Origin of the sequence: Aureimonas sp. AU12, assembly GCF_001463705.1 — a bacterium.
Lineage (GTDB): Bacteria > Pseudomonadota > Alphaproteobacteria > Rhizobiales > Rhizobiaceae > Aureimonas.
Map to the genome: position 1 here is coordinate 228,084 of NZ_BBWH01000028.1, position 18,595 is coordinate 246,678.

23 protein-coding genes are annotated in these 18,595 nt (G+C 71.6%); all 23 read left to right on the forward strand.

Annotated features, from left to right (window positions below; translation table 11 throughout):
- Positions 1-80 precede the first annotated feature (80 nt).
- Positions 81-1,301, forward strand: coding sequence for a DNA-packaging protein (locus tag AUL33_RS12380; RefSeq protein ID WP_082652560.1), 1,221 nt, complete (start codon positions 81-83; stop codon positions 1,299-1,301).
- A gap of 226 nt (positions 1,302-1,527) precedes the next feature.
- Positions 1,528-2,751: a phage portal protein gene (locus tag AUL33_RS12385; RefSeq protein WP_062208171.1), complete on the forward strand. Its 1,224-nt coding sequence runs from the start codon at positions 1,528-1,530 to the stop codon at positions 2,749-2,751.
- A gap of 26 nt (positions 2,752-2,777) precedes the next feature.
- A complete protein-coding gene (locus AUL33_RS12390) occupies positions 2,778-3,149 on the forward strand; it encodes a DUF6107 family protein (protein WP_082652548.1) in 372 nt (123 codons plus the stop codon).
- Positions 3,146-3,694 (forward strand): HK97 family phage prohead protease, encoded by a 549-nt coding sequence (locus tag AUL33_RS12395; RefSeq protein WP_062208177.1) that lies wholly within the window; start codon positions 3,146-3,148, stop codon positions 3,692-3,694. The genes AUL33_RS12390 and AUL33_RS12395 overlap by 4 nt, the downstream gene beginning before the upstream one ends.
- 31 nt (positions 3,695-3,725) lie before the next feature.
- Positions 3,726-4,979 (forward strand): phage major capsid protein, encoded by a 1,254-nt coding sequence (locus AUL33_RS12400; protein WP_062208180.1) that lies wholly within the window; start codon positions 3,726-3,728, stop codon positions 4,977-4,979.
- Between the two features lie 78 nt (positions 4,980-5,057).
- Positions 5,058-5,609 carry a phage head-tail connector protein gene (locus AUL33_RS12405; RefSeq protein WP_156419390.1) on the forward strand — a complete coding sequence of 184 codons (552 nt, stop codon included), beginning with the start codon at positions 5,058-5,060 and terminating at the stop codon, positions 5,607-5,609.
- Positions 5,609-5,941 carry a phage head closure protein gene (locus AUL33_RS12410; protein WP_062208186.1) on the forward strand — a complete coding sequence of 111 codons (333 nt, stop codon included), beginning with the start codon at positions 5,609-5,611 and terminating at the stop codon, positions 5,939-5,941. The genes AUL33_RS12405 and AUL33_RS12410 overlap by 1 nt, the downstream gene beginning before the upstream one ends.
- Positions 5,938-6,117 (forward strand): hypothetical protein, encoded by a 180-nt coding sequence (locus AUL33_RS12415; RefSeq protein WP_062208189.1) that lies wholly within the window; start codon positions 5,938-5,940, stop codon positions 6,115-6,117. The genes AUL33_RS12410 and AUL33_RS12415 overlap by 4 nt, the downstream gene beginning before the upstream one ends.
- A 123-nt stretch (positions 6,118-6,240) precedes the next feature.
- Positions 6,241-6,618, forward strand: coding sequence for a DUF3168 domain-containing protein (locus AUL33_RS12420; RefSeq protein ID WP_244492172.1), 378 nt, complete (start codon positions 6,241-6,243; stop codon positions 6,616-6,618).
- A 110-nt stretch (positions 6,619-6,728) separates the two neighbouring features.
- Complete coding sequence (locus AUL33_RS12425) at positions 6,729-7,142, forward strand: phage major tail protein, TP901-1 family (protein ID WP_062208195.1); 414 nt, start codon at positions 6,729-6,731, stop codon at positions 7,140-7,142.
- A gap of 1 nt (position 7,143) precedes the next feature.
- Positions 7,144-7,491, forward strand: coding sequence for a gene transfer agent family protein (locus tag AUL33_RS12430; protein WP_062208198.1), 348 nt, complete (start codon positions 7,144-7,146; stop codon positions 7,489-7,491).
- Positions 7,488-7,712 (forward strand): rcc01693 family protein, encoded by a 225-nt coding sequence (locus AUL33_RS12435; protein WP_062208201.1) that lies wholly within the window; start codon positions 7,488-7,490, stop codon positions 7,710-7,712. Before AUL33_RS12430 ends, AUL33_RS12435 begins: the two co-directional genes overlap by 4 nt.
- 24 nt (positions 7,713-7,736) lie before the next feature.
- Entirely contained in the window at positions 7,737-8,309 is a 573-nt protein-coding gene (locus AUL33_RS12440; RefSeq protein ID WP_062208341.1) for a phage tail tape measure protein, read from the forward strand.
- 2 nt (positions 8,310-8,311) lie between these two features.
- On the forward strand, positions 8,312-8,941 hold the full coding sequence (locus AUL33_RS12445; RefSeq protein WP_062208204.1) for a DUF2460 domain-containing protein: 630 nt from the start codon (positions 8,312-8,314) through the stop codon (positions 8,939-8,941).
- Entirely contained in the window at positions 8,938-9,822 is an 885-nt protein-coding gene (locus tag AUL33_RS12450; protein WP_062208207.1) for a DUF2163 domain-containing protein, read from the forward strand. Before AUL33_RS12445 ends, AUL33_RS12450 begins: the two co-directional genes overlap by 4 nt.
- Positions 9,822-10,262 carry an NlpC/P60 family protein gene (locus AUL33_RS12455; protein ID WP_062208210.1) on the forward strand — a complete coding sequence of 147 codons (441 nt, stop codon included), beginning with the start codon at positions 9,822-9,824 and terminating at the stop codon, positions 10,260-10,262. Before AUL33_RS12450 ends, AUL33_RS12455 begins: the two co-directional genes overlap by 1 nt.
- Before the next feature lie 3 nt (positions 10,263-10,265).
- Entirely contained in the window at positions 10,266-14,156 is a 3,891-nt protein-coding gene (locus AUL33_RS12460; RefSeq protein WP_062208213.1) for a glycoside hydrolase/phage tail family protein, read from the forward strand.
- Between the two features lie 39 nt (positions 14,157-14,195).
- Positions 14,196-14,402: a hypothetical protein gene (locus AUL33_RS12465; RefSeq protein WP_062208216.1), complete on the forward strand. Its 207-nt coding sequence runs from the start codon at positions 14,196-14,198 to the stop codon at positions 14,400-14,402.
- A 105-nt stretch (positions 14,403-14,507) separates the two neighbouring features.
- Positions 14,508-14,819 carry a hypothetical protein gene (locus AUL33_RS12470; RefSeq protein ID WP_062208220.1) on the forward strand — a complete coding sequence of 104 codons (312 nt, stop codon included), beginning with the start codon at positions 14,508-14,510 and terminating at the stop codon, positions 14,817-14,819.
- A 46-nt stretch (positions 14,820-14,865) separates the two neighbouring features.
- Positions 14,866-15,528, forward strand: a complete 663-nt coding sequence (locus tag AUL33_RS12475; protein ID WP_062208224.1) for a response regulator transcription factor — start codon at positions 14,866-14,868, stop codon at positions 15,526-15,528.
- A 51-nt stretch (positions 15,529-15,579) separates the two neighbouring features.
- A complete protein-coding gene (locus tag AUL33_RS12480; protein ID WP_192843185.1) occupies positions 15,580-16,956 on the forward strand; it encodes an ATP-binding protein in 1,377 nt (458 codons plus the stop codon).
- Between the two features lie 47 nt (positions 16,957-17,003).
- Positions 17,004-17,417, forward strand: a complete 414-nt coding sequence (locus AUL33_RS12485) for a hypothetical protein (protein WP_062208229.1) — start codon at positions 17,004-17,006, stop codon at positions 17,415-17,417.
- Positions 17,418-17,570: 153 nt separating this feature from the next.
- The coding region (ccmI, locus tag AUL33_RS12490; protein ID WP_062208232.1) for a c-type cytochrome biogenesis protein CcmI at positions 17,571-18,595 on the forward strand (1,025 nt) is incomplete at its 3' end.

Consider the following 18,595-nt stretch of genomic DNA (forward strand, 5'->3'; position numbering starts at 1 on the left):
ATCTTGAGGACGACGAGCGCTTCTGGCGCGAGGTGGACGCGGAACTGCGACGCCAGCCGGCGCGGGTGCTGCGCCGGGCGATGCCGGACTGGTCGCTCTGTGCGCGACCCTCGCAGTTGCCGCCGGCCGGCGACTGGCGGCAATGGCTGCTGATCGGCGGGCGGGGATCGGGCAAGACGCGAGCGGGGGCCGAATGGATCCGGGCGGTGGCGCTGGGTCTGGCGCCGCTGGCGAGCCGGGTTCACGGGCGGATCGCGCTGGTGGCGGAGACGCTGGGCGACGCGCGCGAGGTGATGATCGACGGCGAGAGCGGGCTGCGGGCGTTGGACTATGCGGCGCGCCCGGTCTTCGAGGCGACGCGGCGCCGGCTGGTCTTCGCCAACGGCGCGGTGGCGCAGATCTTCTCGTCCGAGGACCCGGATGCCCTCCGCGGCTACCAGTTCGACGCGGCCTGGGGCGATGAACTGGCGAAATGGAAGCATGCCGACGCCTGCTTCGACAACCTGCAACTGGCGCTGCGCCTCGGCGCCGACCCGCGCGTGGTGCTGACGACGACGCCGCGCGCCGTGCCGCTCCTGAAGCGGCTGCTGGCAGAGGAGGGGACGGCGGTGACGCGCATGCGAACCGCCGAGAACCGCGCCAATCTCGCCAGCGGCTTCCTGCAGGCGATGGAGAGCCGCTACGGCGGCTCGCGGCTGGCGCGCCAGGAACTCGACGGCGAGATGATCGAGGCGCGCGAGGATGCTCTGTTCGACCGAGGGACGATCGACCGGCTGCGGGTGCGCACCGCGCCGGACCTGCGGCGCATCGTGGTGGCAGTGGATCCGCCGGCGACGTCGACGCAGCGATCGGACGCCTGCGGCATCGTCGCGGCAGGGTTGGCCGGCGACGGCACGATCTACGTGCTGGCCGACCGCAGCAGGCGCGGAGCGCGGCCGCCGGAATGGGCGGGCGCCGCCGTGCGGCTCTTCGAGGAGCTGGAGGCCGACCGGATCGTCGCCGAGGTGAACCAAGGCGGCGACATGGTGGAGGCGGTGATCCGCACCGTCGCGCCGCTGGTGCCGGTGAGCGCGGTGCGTGCGACGCGCGGGAAGTGGATCCGCGCCGAGCCGGTGGCCGCGCTCTACGAGCAGGGACGGGTGCGCCACGCCGGCACGTTTGCCGCGCTCGAGGACGAACTCTGCGACTTCGGCCCGGACGGGCTGTCGAACAACCGCTCGCCCGACCGGCTGGACGCGCTGGTCTGGGCGGTGACGGCGCTGATGCAGCCGGTGGCGGAGCCGCGTGTGCGGGGGCTTTGAGCTGGTTGCGTCTGCTGCGAAACGTTGCGCCTTCGACGAACCGCGACGGGACTACACGTCGAAACGCGTTCGCGTGGCCCGGACGGCCTGATCTTCGGGCCGCAGGCCGGCCAAACGCGCAGATGGTTTGACGATCATGAAAGACCTCACTTCGGCGGGGTCTTTTGCGTTTTGGCACTCTCCGTGCCGGCGACGCTTTGAATTCCCAACTTTCCGGAGACCGATCATGGGACTGGCAACGCGGCTGAAGGCCTTGGCGGGCTTTGGCGACGGACGGGGCGGCGTGCCCGAAGCAAAGGCGGCGGGCGGGGGTTATGGCGGGGGATCGCTGGTCTTCGCCGGCGGTCAGACGGAGGGCGCGCAGTGGAGCGAGCGCTCCTATGCGGCGCTCTCGCGTGCCGGCTTTCTACAGAACCCGGTGGTCTACCGCTGCGTGCGGATGATCGCCGAGAACGCCGCGAGCGTGCCGCTGGTGCTCTACGACGGAGCGGCGGAAGTGGAGGCGCATCCGCTGCTGGCGCTCTTGCGCCGGCCGAACGGCGGGCAGGACGGGGCGGCGCTGATCGAAGCGGTCTGCGGGCACCTGCTGCTGGCGGGCTCGGCGCATCTGGAAGCGGGGCTTCTCGATGGCAAGCCACGGCTGCTGCACGCGCTGCGCCCCGACCGGCTGCGCACGCTGGCGGCGGGCGACGGCTGGCCCAACGCGATCGAGGTGCGGGCGGGATCGTCGGTGCGCCGGGTGTCGCTGGAGGGCGAGGACGGGCGGCCGGCGCCGGCGCTGGCGATCCGGTTGTTTCATCCGTTGAGCGATGGCGAGGGCTTTCCGCCGCTGGCTGCGGCGCAGACCGCGCTCGACCTGCACAACGCCGCGACGCGCTGGAACAAGGCGCTGCTCGACAATTCGGCGCGGCCCTCCGGTGCGCTGGTCTACCAGCCCGGCGACGGCGGCAACCTCTCGGCCGACCAGTTCGAGCGGCTGAAGACCGAGCTGGAGAGCGGCTACGCCGGCGCGGCACGGGCAGGCCGACCGATGCTGCTGGAGGGCGGGCTCGACTGGAAGGCGATGGCGCTGTCGCCGCGCGACATGGACTTCATGGAGGCGCGGAACGGGGCAGCCCGCGACATCGCGGTGAGCTTCGGCGTGCCGCCGATGCTGCTCGGGATCCCCGGCGACGCCACCTATGCGAACTATGCCGAGGCCAACCGGGCGCTGTTCCGGCTGACCGTGCTGCCGCTGCTGACGCGGCTCTGCAACGCTGTCGGCGACTGGCTCGGCGGCTTCTACGAGGACGGCGCCCGGCTGCGGCTGGGCTTCGACCACGACCGGATCGAGGGACTTTCGGTGGAGCGCGAGGCGCTCTGGGCGCGGGTCGGCACCGCCGCCTTCCTCGACGACGACGAGAAGCGCGAGGCGGTCGGCTACGGCCCCCGCGCGCCGGCCCGCGGCTGACGGGCGTTTTTGCGATGGAGGATGTCATGGATGCAATGACGGGCGAGGCGATCTCGCCGCTGGCGCTGTTCACCGCGAAGTTCGCCGGGGCGGTGGGGGGATCGGTGATCTCGATCGCCTACCTCCTGCCGTCCGGCCGGCGCGACGCCGCCGTGCGGTTCCTGACCGGCGCGGTGACGGGGCTGGTCTTCGGCGGGCCGGCGGGGATGACGCTGGCCGACCATCTCGGCTTTGCCGAGAAGATCGGGGCGACCGAGGTGGCGCTCATGGGCTCGGCGGCGGCGAGCCTCTGCGCCTGGTGGGCGCTCGGCGTCATCCAGCGCTTCGCCGACGGGCTGTTCGCGGTGGCGGGGCGCGCCAAGACGGGCGGCGGCGACGCCGCGGGGGGCACCCGATGAACCGCGTTCCCGACGTCAAGCGCACGGTGCGCCCGGTCGGCGATCTCGACCCGCCGGGCACGGTGCGCGGCTATGCCAGCCTGTTCGGGCGCACCGATCTCTCGGGCGACCGGATCGCGCCCGGCGCCTTCGCACGCACGCTGGCGGAGCGCGGCGCGGCGGGCGTACGCATGCTCTGGCAGCACGACCCCGGCCAGCCGATCGGCGTCTGGACCGGGATCGCCGAGGACCGGCACGGGCTCTATGCCGAGGGACGCATCGCGCTCGACAGCGCCGGCGGACGCAACGCCTTCGCGCTGCTGACGGCCAAGGCCATCGACGGCCTGTCGATCGGCTTTCGCACCCGGCGCTCGCAGGCGATCCGCGAGCGCGGCGCGCGGCGGCTGCTCCTCGACATCGACCTCTGGGAGATCTCGGTGGTGACCTTCCCGATGCAGGAGGCCGCGCGCGTCGCCGAGACCCGCGCCCGGCCCCTCGAATTTCTCGACCGCATCGCCGAGGCGACCCGGCGGATCGCCCGATCGACGCCGCGTTTCGGCGTCTGAACCCTTCCCCAACGACGGAGTGAAAAGACCCATGCCGACGACCATCCAGGGTGCCCCCGAGACCAAGGCCGGAGCCGTGCGCGAGAACGGCGCGATCTTCGACGAGTTCATGCAGGCCTTCGACGCCTTCCGCGAGGCCAATGACGACCGCCTGTCGCAGATCGAGAAGCGCATGGGCGCCGACGTCCTGACCGAGGAGAAGGCCGAGCGCATCTCCCGCGCCATGGACGAGCAGGAGAAGCGCATCGAGCGGCTGGCGCTCAAGAGCCTGCGGCCGCCGGTGGGCGGGCCGAACGAGGCGACGAACGCCAGCCCGAGCGAGCACCGCACCGCCTTCGAGAGCTATGTGCGCGGCGGCGACGAGACGCGGCTGCGGCGTCTGGAAGAAAAGGCGATGTCGGGCCTGACGGGCGCCGACGGCGGCTTCCTCGTGCCGAGCGAGACCGAGGCGGAGATCGGTCGGCGGCTGGCCGCGGTGTCGCCGATCCGCGCCATCGCCGGGCTGCGTACGGTGTCTTCGGCGGTGCTGAAGAAGCCCTTCGCGATCAGCGGCGCGCAGGCTGGCTGGGTGGGCGAAGCCGAGGTGCGCCCGCAGACCAACGCGCCGCAGCTGGCCGAACTGAGCTTCCCGACAATGGAGCTCTACGCCATGCCGGCGGCGACGAGCGCGCTGCTCGACGACGCCGCCGTCGATATCGACGCCTGGATCGGCGAGGAGGTGGAACTCGCCTTCGCCGCGCAGGAGGGCGCCGCCTTCGTCAACGGCGACGGCATCGCCAGGCCCAAGGGCTTCATGCGCTACGACGCGGTAGCGGAAAGCGCCTGGGCCTGGGGCAAGGTCGGCACGGTCTCCACCGGCTTCAATGCCGGGTTCCTGGCCGGCACGGGTGCGGACGCGCTCGTCGACCTCATCTACGCGCTGAAGGCCGGTTACCGGCAGAACGCCTCGTTCGTGATGAACCGGCGCACGCAGAGCACGGTGCGCAAGCTGAAGGACGCCGAGGGCAACTATCTCTGGGCGCCGCCGAGCGTGGCGGGCGGCAAGGCGACGCTGATGGGCTTCCCCGTGGTGGAGGCCGAGGCGATGCCCGACATCGGCCCGGCCAGCCATTCGATCGCCTTCGGCGATTTCGGGCGCTTCTACCTCGTGGTCGACCGGCAGGGCGTGCGCGTGCTGCGCGATCCCTATTCCGCCAAGCCCTACGTCCTCTTCTACACGACGAAGCGTGTCGGCGGCGGGATCCAGGATTTCGACGCGGCCAAGCTCCTGCGCTTCGCCGCCTGACGCGGCGCATTCACGACCACCTTGGAGGCCGGGCGGCGACGCCCGGCCTTTTTTCATGAACGGCAGGCCGAGGACGACATGATCTGGATCGAGACGGGAACGGGTGCGGGCGAGCCGGTGACGGTGGCCGAGGCGAAGGCGTTTCTGCGGCTGGAGCGCGGCGACGAGGACGCGCTGCTGGCGACGCTCATCGCGGCGGCGCGCGAGGCGGTGGAGACCGAGACGGGGCTGGTGCTGCGCGAGGCGCGCCATCGCATCGCGTTCGAGCCGGGCGCTGGGACGCGGCGGGTGGCGCTGTCCCGCCGGCCGGTGCGCGCGGTGCTCGAGGCGACGGCGTTCGACGCGGCCGGCGAGCCGCGTGCGATCGACCCAGCCGGGATCGCGGTGCTGAACGAGCCGCTGGGTTCGGTGCTGGTGCTGCCGGAGGTGAACGCGGCGAACGGGGTGGAGATCGAGCTGGAGACGGGGATCGCGGCGGGCGACCTGCCCGACAGCCTGCGCCTTGCGATCCTGCGCCTCGTGGCCGCGTCCTACGAGATGCGCGGCGCGGTGGCGCCGGCGATGCAGCCGGCCTTCGTGCCGCCGCTGGTGCGCGGGCTGCTGGCGCCCTTTCGCGCAGTGCGGGTCTGATGGGTCCGCTCTTCATCGATCCCGGCCTGTTCACGCGCCGTGCCGCGATCGAGCGCAACGAGGCGGTGCCGGACGGGAGCGGCGGGGCGGCGGACCACTGGACCGAGGTCGGCGAGACCTCGGTGCGGGTGGAGCCGCTGAGCGCGGAGGCGCGCGAGCGGTTCTCGCAGCGGATCGGCACGGTGACGCACCGCGTGACGCTGCGCCGACGCGCCGGGCTCGATCGGGGCATGGCCTTCCGGCTGGGATCGCGACGCTTGGTGATCCGCTGGCTGCACGATCCCGACGAAAGCGGGCGCTATCTCGTCTGCCGCTGCGAGGAGGAGGCGTGATCGCCGTCCTCCGCGTGCAGTTCGGGCGGGCCGGCTTGCGCGAGGCGATGCGGCGGCAGGTACGTGAGGCGGCGGCGCGTCGGCTGGACGCGATGGAGGGGGCGCCTGCCTCGGATTTTGAAGAGTGGGACGCGCTGCCGGACGAACGGGTGCCGGACTTCCTGACGAAAACTTAACGCGGCCGGCACTGGATCGCGCAACGATCACGCCGCATTTGCAATTGTATCAATGTGTGACGAACCGATATCGAAAGGACATCTGGCATGGGGCATCCCAGCGCTGAACTTCAGACGACGATCGTGAGCGCCCTGACCGGCGATCCCGCCGTGACGGCGCTGCTCGGCGGGCCCAAGGTGTTCGACCGGGTGCCCGAGCGTGCCAGCTTTCCCTACCTGACTCTCGGGCGCACGGCGGTGGTCGACTGGTCGACCGGCACCGAGGACGGCGCCGAACATATCCTGACCCTGCATGTCTGGGCCAAGGGCGGGTCGAAGCAGGAGACCTACGAGATCATGGACAAGGTCTCGACGCGGCTGCACGACGCGGTGCTGCCGCTGCATTCGCACCGGCTGGTGAACCTGCAGCTGCAGTTCGCCGAGGCGCGCCAGGAGCCGGACTCGCCGACCTATCACGGCATCCTGCGCTTTCGCGCGGTGACGGAGCCTTTGGCGTCCTGACGCCGCGCTGACGGCGGCGTGGCGTCGTCAGCATCCACTTTCCAAGAGTTTCGAGGGCGGTCCGGTGGGGCCGCCCTTTTTCGTTGGCACGATGAGAAGGAGCGGCAGGCATGGGCGCGCAGAAGGGCAAGGACTTCCTCCTGAAGCTGCAGGAGAGCGGCGGCGCGGGGTTCCAGACGGTGGCGGGGCTGCGCTCGCGGCGGATCGCCTTCAACGCCGAGGCCGTGGACGTGACCGACGGCGAGAGCGCCGGACGGTGGCGCGAGCTGCTCGGCGGGGCCGGAGTGCAGCGGGCCTCGCTGTCCGGCTCCGGCATCTTCAAGGATGCCGCCTCGGACGCGGCGGTGCGCCGGCTGTTCTTCGAGAGCCGGGTGGTGCCGTTCCAGGCGGTGATCCCGGATTTCGGCAGCATCACCGGGCCGTTCCAGGTGACGGCGCTCGAATATTCCGGCGAGCACAATGGCGAAGTCTCGTTCGAGATGACGCTGGAATCGGCGGGCGCGCTCGCCTTCGAGGCGCTCTGAGATGGCGGCGAACCGCAGGCGCGGCGAGGTTTCGGCCGAGATCGACGGGCGGGCGCGTACGCTCTGCCTGACCCTCGGCGCGCTCGCCGAACTGGAGGACGCCTTCGCCCTCGACGACATCGCGGGTCTCGCCGCGCGCTTCGGCTCGGGCCGGCTCTCGGCGCGTGATCTCACGCGCATCCTCGGTGCGGGCCTTCGAGGCGCGGGCGAGACGGTGGGTGACGAGGAGGTCGCGGCGATGCGCATCGAGGGCGGCGCGGCCGGCGCTGTGCGCATCTGCGCCGAGCTTCTGGCGGCGGCGTTCGGCGAGCCCGAACCGCAGCGCGGCGAGGGCGCCGCCCGCCCTTGAGCGCCGCCGCGCCCGATCCGGCCGCGGGCGCGGCGGCCTTTCCCTGGGACGAGGCGATGAGCCTCGGGCTCGGCGTGCTCGGGCTCGCGCCTGCGGCCTTCTGGCGGATGACGCCGCGCGAGCTGGCGCGCGCCCTTGGACCGCTGGATGCGCGGATCGCCGCGCCGCCGAGCCGGGCCGGACTGGACGAGATGATGATGCGATTTCCCGACAGGAGGTGAGCGATGGCGGAGAGTGTGGACACGATGCGCATCGCGGTGGAGGCCGACACGAGCGGCTTCGACCGGGCGCTGGGCGACCTTTCGACGAAGGCCACGAGCTTCGGCTCGGCGCTGACGCAGGCGTTTCGCGGGGCGGTCGGTGGCGGCAAGTCGTTCGACGGGGTGCTGCGCCAGCTCGGCCAGCGGATCTCGACGATCGCGCTCGATGCGGCGCTGAAGCCGCTGACCAACCTCGCGGGCGGGCTGTTCGGGCAGATCCTCGGCGGGATCGGGGGGGCGGGCGGCCAAGCGGGGACGGCGGGCACGGGCGGGCGCATCCTGCCCTTCGCCAAGGGCGGCGTTGTGCGCTCGCCCTCGTTCTTTCCGACCGGCGGGCAGATGGGGCTGATGGGCGAGGCCGGCGCGGAAGCGATCCTGCCGCTGAAGCGCGGCGCGGACGGTTCGCTCGGGGTCGCCATGCAGGGCGGCTCGGCGCGCGGCGGGCCCTCGATCGTCTTCAACGTCTCCACGCCGGACGCGCCCAGCTTTCGCCGCGCAGAGGTGCAGATCCAGGCGATGCTGGCGCGCGCGGCGCAGCGCGGGCAGAGGGGGCTCTGACGATGGCGCTCGCCTCCTTCAGCGAAGAGCGGTTTCCGCTGCGTGTCGCCTTCGGCACCAGCGGCGGGCCGGAGCGGCGCACCGACATCGTGCGCCTCTCGACCGGCTACGAGAACCGCAACCAGCGCACGCGTCACTCGGTGCGCCGCTACGATGCCGGCTCGGGCGTGAAGAGCCTCGCCGATCTCGCCGCGGTGCTCGACTTCTTCGAGGCGCGGCGCGGGCGGCTTGTGGCGTTCCGCTTCCGCGACCCGTTCGACGCGCGCTCCTCGCGCTACGGCCTGCCGCAGACGCCGCTCGACCAAGGGCTCGGGATCGGCGACGGCGAGATGCGGCGGTTTCAGCTCGCCAAGCGCTACGGCGAGGGCGAGGACGCCTATCAGCGCCCGATCGCCAAGCCGGTGGCGGGATCGGTGCGCTTGGCGGTGGCGGGGGTGGAGGTTCCCTTCGCGATGGATGCGGCGACGGGCTGGGTGACGCTGGATACGGCACCGGCCGTGGGCGCTGCGGTCACGGCCGGGTTCGAGTTCGACGTGCCCGTGCGCTTCGACATGGACCATCTCGCGGTGAACATGGCGGCCTTCGAGGCCGGCGACATTCCGACGATTCCCTTGGTGGAGGTGCGCCCATGAGGGCCTTGAGCGAGGCGATGCGCAGCGCGCTGGCACAACCGGCGACGACGCTGGCGAGCGCCTGGCGGCTGACGCGGCGCGACGGCACGGTGTTCGGTTTCACGGACCACGACGAGGACATCGCCTTCGGCGGCACGGTGTTTTCGGCGGCAACGGGCTGGACGGCCGGCGAGACGGAGGGCGCTCTCGGACTGGCGGCGGGAACGCACGGCGTGGAGGGCGCGCTCTCCTCGGTCGCGCTGCGCGAGGAGGATATCGCCGCCGGGCTCTTCGACGGGGCCAGCGTCGAGATCTTTCGCGTCGACTGGCAGCGACCGGAGGACGCCGTGCTGATGGAACGCTGCGATCTCGGAGAGGTGACGCGCGGCGGCGGCGGCTTCTCGGCGGAGCTTCGCGGCATCGCGGCGCGGCTCGACCGCCAGCATGGGCGCTACTACCGGCGGCGCTGCGACGCGGTGCTCGGCGACCGGCGCTGCGGCGTCGATCTGAGTGCGGGCGGCTGGACGCGCACGGGGCGGCTGGTGGCCGTGGACGGCGAGGTGCTGGTGATCGAGGGGCTCGGGGCCCTCGACGTCGTGGCCTTCGAACGGGGGCGGATCGCGCTGGGGGCGGCGAGCGAGTTTCAGCCCGTGCGCGGCATCCGGACAGGCGCGGAGGCGGGGACGCTGCGCATCGCGCTCGGTCGGCCGACGGACGTTTCGCCGGACGTGGGAAGCGCGGTGCGGCTCAAGGTGGGCTGCGACCGCAGCTTTCGCACCTGCCGCGAGCGTTTCGCCAATTCGGCGAACTTTCGCGGTTTTCCGCATCTGCCGGGCAGCGACGCGGCGCTCGGCGTCGCCAAGCGCGACGCCCTGCATGACGGCTCGCCGGTGGTGGCGTGATGCGGGCGCGCGTTTTGGCGGCGGCGCGAGACTTTCTCGGCACGCCCTACCGCCACCAGGGCAGCCGTCGCGGGGTGGGCTGCGACTGCCTCGGGCTGGTGCGCGGCATCTGGCGCGAGCTCTACGGCACCGAGCCCGAACGGCCAGGCGCCTATGCGGCGGACTGGGCCGAGACCGGCGGCGGCGATCCGCTGATGGCGGCCGCACACCGGCATTTTGCGGAACTGCCGGTGGCCGAGGCGCATCCGGGCGACCTCGTGCTGTTTCGCTGGCGCGCGGGCGGCGCGGCCAAGCACTGCGGCGTGCTCGACGAGCCGGGCGACGGCGGCGGGGCGCGGCTGATCCACGCCTATGAGGGGGCGGCGGTGGTGTCCTCGCCGCTGACGCCGGGCTGGGCCGGGCGCATCGCGGCGGCCTATCGATTTCCGAACGGGAGCTGAGCCATGGCGACGATCCTTCTTCAGGCAGCGGGCGGGGCGCTGGGCGGGCTCGTCGGCGGCCCGCTCGGGGCGGTGGCGGGGCGGGCGCTCGGCGCACTCGGCGGCTATGCCATCGACAGCCGGCTCGCGGCGAAGTCGCAACTCCGCGAGGGCCCGCGCCTCGGCGCCAACCGCATTCTCGAAGCCGACGAGGGCGGCGGCGTCGCCCGGCTCTACGGCACGGCGCGGATCGCGGGGCAGGTGATCTGGACGACGCGCTTCGAGGAGATGTCGACCACCGAGCGCCAGGGCGGCAAGGGCACGGGCGGGGGCACTGAAACCAAGACCTACAGCTATTTCGGCAATGTCGCGATCGGGCTGTGCGAGGGGCCGGTGGCCTGCGTGCGCCGGATCTGGGCGGACGGCGAAGAGATGGATCTCTCGCTCGTCAATTGGCGGCTGCATCGCGGCGACGAGACTCAAGGTCCCGATCCGTTGATCGAGGCGAAGCAAGGACGCGGCAACGTGCCGGCCTATCGCGGCCTCGCCTATGTCGTGTTCGAGCGACTGGCGCTGGAGCGCTGGGGCAACCGCATTCCGCAGATCGCCTGCGAGGTGCTGCGGCCGGTCGGCGAACTGGAAGAGGGCGTGCGGGCGATCACCGTCATTCCTGGCGCCACCGAGCACGGGCTCGATCCCTTGACCGTGCGGGAAACGCTGCGGCCGGGCGAGGACCGGCTGCCCAATCGCAACATCCTACATGCCGGCAACGACATCACCGCCTCGCTCAACGAATTGACGGCGCTGTGCCCCCGGCTGGAACGGGTGGCACTCGTGGTCTCCTGGTTCGCCGACGACCTGCGCGCGGGCCGGGCGAGCGTGCGGCCGGGCGTCGAGATCGGGGCGCGGCGCGAAAGCGTCGCGTGGAACGTCGGGGGCACGGAGCGGGACGGCGCGCGGCTCGTCAGTCGGTCCGATGGCGGGCCGGCCTATGGCGGGACGCCCTCGGACGCCGGCGTTGTGCGTGCCATTCAGATGCTGCGGGCGCGTGGGCTGAAGGTCACGCACTATCCGTTCCTGCTCATGGACGTGCCGGCGGATAACGCGCTGACCGACCCCTATGGCGAGGCGCGGCAGGCGGCCTATCCCTGGCGCGGGCGCATGACGCTGGACACGGCGCCGGGGCGGGCGGGATCGGCGGACGGGACGGCTGGGGCGCGCGCCGAGATCGCGCGCTTCGTCGGCACCGCGCGGCCCGAGCATTTCACGGTGAGCGCTTTGGGCGTGCGCTATGGCGGGCCGGCGGAATGGTCGTATCGGCGCATGGTGCTGCATCAGGCTCATCTGGCGCGGTTCGCCGGCGGGGTGGACGCCTTCGTGATCGGCTCCGAAATGCGCGGGCTGACGCGGGTTCGCGACGAGGCGGGGCGTTTTCCGTTCGTGGAAGCGCTGGTGGCGTTGGCGCGCGAGGTGAAGGCGATCCTGCCCGGCGCGCTCGTCACCTATGCCGCCGACTGGAGCGAGTACTTCGGGTATCAGCCGGCGGACGGTTCGGGCGACGTGCTCTTCAACCTCGACGCGCTCTGGGCCGATCCGGCGATCGGCGCGGTGGGCATCGACAACTACCTGCCGCTGAGCGACTGGCGCGAAGGCGACGCGCAGGCCGGTGGGCGTGACGGCATGCGCTCGCCTTACGACGTCGAGGGCCTGCGATCGGGCATCGCCGGCGGCGAGCATTTCGACTGGTATTATGCGAGCGATGCGGACCGGCGGGCGGCGCGGCGGACGGTGATCACCGACGGGCTCGGCAAGCCCTGGGTGTTTCGGGTCAAAGACCTGAGATCCTGGTGGGAGACACCCCATTTCGACCGACGCGGCGGGGTGGAGAGCGCGACGGCGACGGCCTGGGTGCCGCGCTCCAAGCCGATCTGGTTCACCGAACTCGGCTGCCCGGCGGTGGATGCGGGGGCCAATCAGCCGAACGTCTTCGTGGACCCGAAATCAGCCGAGAGCGCGCTGCCGCATTTCTCGACCGGGGCACGCGACGATCTCGCCCAGCGCCGGTTTCTCGAAGCGCATCACCGGCACTGGGACCCCGCCGCGCCGGGTTTTCGCGAGGCCGACAATCCGGTGTCGCCGCTCTACGGCGGCCGCATGGTAACGCCGGACGCCGTGCATCTCTGGTGCTGGGACGCGCGCCCGGCGCCTGCCTTTCCCGAGCGCTCCGACATCTGGCGCGACGGCGGCAACTGGGAGCGGGGGCACTGGCTGAGCGGCCGGCTCGGCCGGGCGCCGCTGGATGCGTTGATCGCCCGGCTGCTGCGCGACCACGGCTTCACCGACTTCGACGTTCGCGAAGTGGACGGCGAGGTTGGCGGCTATCTCGTGCCCGGGCCGGGCAGTGCGCGAAGCGAGCTGGAAGAGCTGATGCGGCTCATGGGGATCGAAGCCTGGACGGAAGCCGGCATCCTTCGGTTTCGTTCCCTCGGCCGCGCCGGGGCTGCGACGTCGGTCGGGGCTCTGGTGGACGTTGCTGAGCGATCGCTGCTGGAGATCCGGCGGGCCGAGCCGAGCGATGCGGTGGAGGAAGTGGTGATCGGCTTCAGCGATCCCGCGCGGGCCTACCAGTCCGCCGCCGCCGACGCCGCGTTGGGCACCGCGGGGCAGCCGCGACAGGGGACGGTGGAACTGCCCGTGGTGCTGGCGGAAACGCAGGCCCGCGCGCTGGCCGAGGCGCTGCTGCTGCGCGGGCAGGGCGAACGCGAGACGGCGAGTTTTGAACTGTCGCCGGCCGAGATCGCGCTCGGCCTCGGCGACCGGATCACGCTGCCGGGCACGGCAGGGCGCTGGCAGATCGAGCGCATCGAGGACGGGGCGACGCGCCGGGTGGACGTGCGGCGGGTGGCGAGCGAGGGCGTCTCGCGCCCGGTTCGCGACGAGCCCGCAGCGGCGCGACCGCGGCCGGTGGGGCCGGTCATGGCCTCACGCCCGGTGGTGCACCTTCTCGACCTGCCGCGCCTCGCCGCCTTTGCGGACGGTGAGGGCGCACGGGTCGCGGTCGCGGCGCGGCCGTGGCTTCCCTACGACGTGCTGTCGTCGACCACGGGCACCGGTTTCGAGCGGCGGATGCACGTTTCGCGCCGCGCCACGCTCGGATGGCTGGCGGAGCCGCTGGCGCCGGGCTCGCCGGCCTTTCTCGATCGGAGCGGGCGGATCGTGGTGGATCTCCTGGCCGGGGCGCTGGCTTCGGTGACGCCCGCCGACATGCTGGCCGGCGCCAACCTCGCCGCCGTGCAGGGACCGGCGGGCGACTGGGAGGTGGTGCAGTTCGAAAGCGCCGAGGAGATCGTGCCCGGCCGGTTTGCGCTGGCGGGGCTGGTGCGCGGGCTGGGCGGCAGCGAGCCGGGCGAAATGGCCTCGGCCGGCGCGGCGTTCGTGCTGCTCGACGCCGCGGTGCTGCCGATCTCGCTGCTGCCGACGGAGGTCGGTAGCGAGCGGCACTGGCTGACCGTCCCGGCCGGGCGCGGGCTCGACGACGATGCGGTGGATCGCCGGGTCGCGTCGCTGGGGCGGCGGACGCTGCTGCCGCTCGCGCCCGTCCACGCACGCGGGGCGTTCGAGGCGGACGGAGCGCTGCGGCTGAGCTGGATCCGCCGCACACGGGCGCCCGGCGACGGCTGGGACGGGATCGACGTGCCGCTCGGCGAGGAGCGCGAGCTCTACCACGTCAGGCTGACCGGCGGCGGTGCCGACATCTCGTTGGAGACCGGCGAGCCGAGGCTCGTTCTTTCCAGCGACGAGGTCGCGTCGAGCTTCGGGCGGCAGCCCGGGCCGCTGGCGGCGAGCGTTTCGCAACTCGGCATGACGCCAGGGCCGGGGGCGCCCTGCCGGTTCGAGATCCCGCGTCGGCGCTGATCGGCGGCGCGGGCAACACCGGAGGAAAGGGCAAGCACGATGACCGATACGAAGGAATGGTGGAAGTCGAAGACGGTCTGGGGCGGGCTCGTCGCGCTCATCGGGGCGCTGGGCGGACTGTTCGGGCTGGAACTCGACGGGGCCACGCAGGACGAGTTGGCCGCCGCGCTGGCGATCGCGGCCAGCGCGGTGGGCGCGCTCGTCGCCATCCTCGGCCGGCTGGACGCCAAGGCGCGGCTGGGCTGAGAGCGTGGGCGGGCACCGGGGCGGCGTCGCCCCGGTGCCCGCCATTCATTCGACATTCAGTGTGGCGCCGCTAGAACGAAGGTCAGCCGCAGGACCGGGATCGCCATGTTTGCCCATCATTTTCGACGCACGACGATCGCGTTTCTGACGCTGGCGGCCGTCACCGTTCCGGCTTCGGCCGGCTGGTTGCCGTCGCCCTTCGAAACGGCACCCCGGCTGGAGAGTGCCGAGACCGTTCGAATGGCGCAGAGCGGATGCTCGGCGGCGGCGGCGCAGGCGGCGGCCCAGAGCGGCGGGCAGGTGCTTTCGGTGCAGACGGCGCAGCGCGGCGGGCAGACGGTGTGCATCGTCACGGTGCTGATCCCGGCGCAGGACGGAAACCGGCCCCGCCGCCAGACGATCACGATTCCCCAGTAGAGACGGACTGCGGGCTCGAAGCGGCCAGCGCCACCACGAGGACGCGATGCGGATCCTGATCGTCGAGGACGACCCCAATCTCAACCGGCAGCTGGAGGACGCGCTGCTCGCCGCCGGCTATGTCGTCGATCGCGCCTTCGACGGCGAGGAGGGACATTTTCTCGGCGACACCGAGCCCTACGATGCCGTGGTGCTCGATGTCGGCCTGCCGAAGATGGACGGGATCAGCGTGCTCGAGCGCTGGCGCCGCGAAGGCCGGGCGATGCCGGTGCTGCTGCTGACGGCGCGAGACCGGTGGAGCGACAAGGTGGCCGGCATCGACGCGGGCGCCGACGACTACGTCGCCAAGCCCTTCCACATGGAAGAGGTGCTGGCCCGCCTTCGTGCGCTGATCCGGCGCGCCGCCGGCCATGCCTCCTCCGAGATCCATTGCGGGCCGCTGCGGCTGGACACCAAGGCCTCGAAGGCGAGCATCGATGGCGCCTCGCTGAAGCTGACCTCCCACGAATATCGCCTGCTCGCCTACCTCATGCACCATCAGGGGCAGATCGTGTCACGCAGCGAACTGATCGAGCATATGTATGACCAGGATTTCGATCGTGATTCCAATACGATCGAGGTCTTCGTCGGCCGGCTGCGCCGCAAGATCGGCAACGACCTGATCGAGACCGTGCGGGGCCTTGGCTATCGGATGCAGCATGACGGGTGAGGGCAGCCTCGCGCGGGGCGTCCGGTGAAGCGCCGTGGCTCCGACTTCCGCTTGACGGAGAGCCTGGCGGCGCGTGTCATCGCGCTGTCCAGCCTCTGGGCGATCGCCGCCTTCGTGGTGGTGGCCGGGCTGATCTCGAACCTCTACGAGCGCACCGCGCAGTCGGGCTTCGAGGCTGTGGTGCGGGCGCAGCTCTTCAACCTGATCAACGCTGTGACGGTGGACGAGACGGGCATGCTCGTCGGCGTGCCCGATCTCGGCGATCTCAGCTACTCGCAGCCGCTGTCGGGCTGGTACTGGGAGGTGCTGCCGGCCAGCGGCAACACGACGGGGCGGCTCGCCTCGTTTTCGCTCGGGCCGGGCCGCATCGAGGCGCCGACCACGGACGCCGATCCGTTCGACCTTCAGTACCGGCGCGACTATCGTATGAAGGGGCTAGACGGCGAACTCCTCTATGTCGAGGAGGCCGAGGTGGTGCTCGATGCCGAAAACCACGCGGCGCGCTTTCGCGTGATGGGAAACGCCAGCGTGGTCGATGCCGACATCGGCGCCTTCGACCGGATGCTGGCGCTTTACCTCGGACTGTTCGGGTTGGGCTCGATCGTCATCAACGCGCTCGCGATTCTTTTCGGGCTGCATCCGCTCGTCGGCGTGCGTCGCTCGCTGGCCGAGGTGCGCAACGGCAAGGCCGAGCGGCTGCCGAGTTCGTTTCCCGCCGAGATCCGGCCGCTGGCGACGGAAATGAACGCGCTTCTCGACAGCAACCGGCGGATCGTCGAGCGGGCGCGCACACAGGTCGGCAATCTCGCGCATTCATTGAAGACGCCGATCGCGGTGTTGCAGAACGAGGCCGGTGCCATCGGCGGCGAGAAGGGGCGGCTCGTCGCCGAGCAGAGCGAGGCGATGCGGATCCAGGTCCAGCATTATCTCGACCGCGCCCGGCGGGCCGCCACTGCCGATATCGCGATCGCGCGCACCCCGGTCGAGCCTGTGCTACAGCGGCTGCTTCGGGTGATCCGGCGCCTCAATCCCGACCTCGACTGCGATCTCGCCCTGCCGGCCGATGCCGAGCGGATCGTCTTTGCCGGCGAGGCGCAGGATCTCGAGGAGGCGATCGGCAATCTTCTCGAGAATGCCGCGAAGTATGGGCGAAGCCGGATCCGGGTCGCGCTGCTGCGGGGCGACGGCGAGACCTTCGAGATCCGCGTCGAGGACGATGGCCCCGGGCTGGACGACGCACAGATCGCGGAAGCCACCAAGCGCGGTCGTCGGCTCGACGAGCGGGTCGCGGGCAGCGGGCTCGGATTGTCGATCGTGGCTGATACCGTTTTGCAATACCGTGGGGACTTTCGTCTCGCCCGGTCCGATTTCGGGGGATTGCGGGCCGAGGTCGTCTTGCCTCTCGCACCCGCGGCAACGATCTCGTGATGGGAACATCGTCCGGCCGATCGGCCGAGGCGACAACGGACAGGCCCATGCGTCACGTAGCCCCGACCCTCGCCCTTCTCCTGTTGGCGCTGCCGATGCTCGGCGGCTGCCTTTCGGCGGGCGCCGGGCTGTCGTCGACGCCGGTCGCGGCGCCCGTGCCGGCCGGCGTGGCGGCGCTCAAGGGCAGCATCGCGCCGGTCGCCAGCCTCAAGTTGTCGCCGAAGGCCGAGCAGCAGGCGCTTGTGGCCGAATATCAGGCCCTGCAGTTCGGCGCCGTGGGCCAGCCGGTGGCGTGGGAAGCGGACGGGATCCGTGGCGAGTTCGTGCCGACCCAGCTCTACCGCGTCGGCTCGCAGGACTGCCGCGGTTTCACGCATGTCATCTCGAAGGGTGCAACACGGGTGAAGCAGGTGGGTAGCGCCTGCCGTTCCGGCGACGATCTCTGGACGCCGGTTGCCTGAACGCTCGACCCATCCTGATGATGAATTGAATGGGTTTCGGGTCGTGCGCTTGCTAAGGCTGCGCTCGAATGCGGGCGCGCTGGCTCCTAGCCTGCCGCTCGCGCTTGCCCCTGCGGCTGAGCGACCGGAGGTCGCGGCCCCAATGAGAGTGCCATGCTGTTCTGGCTGATCGCTGCATCGCTGACGCTCGCGGTGACGCTCCTGACCGTCCTGCCGCTGTTTCGTCGCGACGTCGTTGCCGCCGCCGGGCGCGCGGGGCATGACGCGGAGGTCTATCGCGCGCAACTCTCCGAGCTTGCCGCCGACACGGAGCGGGGCGCAATCCGCCCGGAAGATGCCGCGGTGGCGCGCGCCGAGATCGGGCGCCGGCTTTTGAAGGCAAGCGCCGAGATCGGTACGGATGAGGCCCTGACGCGACGCGCGGGCCGGACCTCGGTGATCGCCGGGCTGCTCGTCGCGCTCGTCCTGCCGGTCGGAACGTTTCTCTTCTACGACCGGGCCGGGTCGCCCGAACTCGGCGACCAGCCGCTGGCGACCCGTGCGCCCGACGACGGCCCGTCGCCGGACCTTGCCACGATGGTGGCCGAGATCGAGCGCCGATTGGCGGCCAATCCCGAAGACGGCATGGGCTGGAGCGTGATCGCGCCCGTCTACCTGCAGACCGGCGACGCGGCCAAGGCGGTGACGGCCTTTCGCAACGCGCTTCGGCTGACGGAGCCAACGGCGCAGAAGCTGGCCGGTCTCGGCGAGGCGCTCGTGCAGGCGGCGGGTGGGCAGGTGGACGACGAGGCGGACGCGGCGTTCCGCCAGGCGCTGGCGCTCGACCCGTTCTGGCCACCGGCGCGCTTCTATCTGGCGCTGCGACTGTCTCAACAGGGCGAGTTCGCGGGCGCACGCGATGCCTGGAATGCGCTGATCGCGGCCTCGCCGGCAGACGCGCCGTGGATGGCGATCTCGCAGGCGGCGCTGGCCGATGCCACGGCGAAGCTTGGCGGCGAGGCGCCAGCGGTGGCGGGTGGTCCGCGCGGGCCCTCTGCGGCCGACGTCGCGGCGGCAGAGGGCCTGTCTGAGGACGACCGCGACCAGATGATCGAGGGCATGGTGTCGCAACTCGCCGCGCGCCTCCAAAGCGCCCCGAACGATCTGGAAGGCTGGACGCGGCTGATCCGCTCCTACAC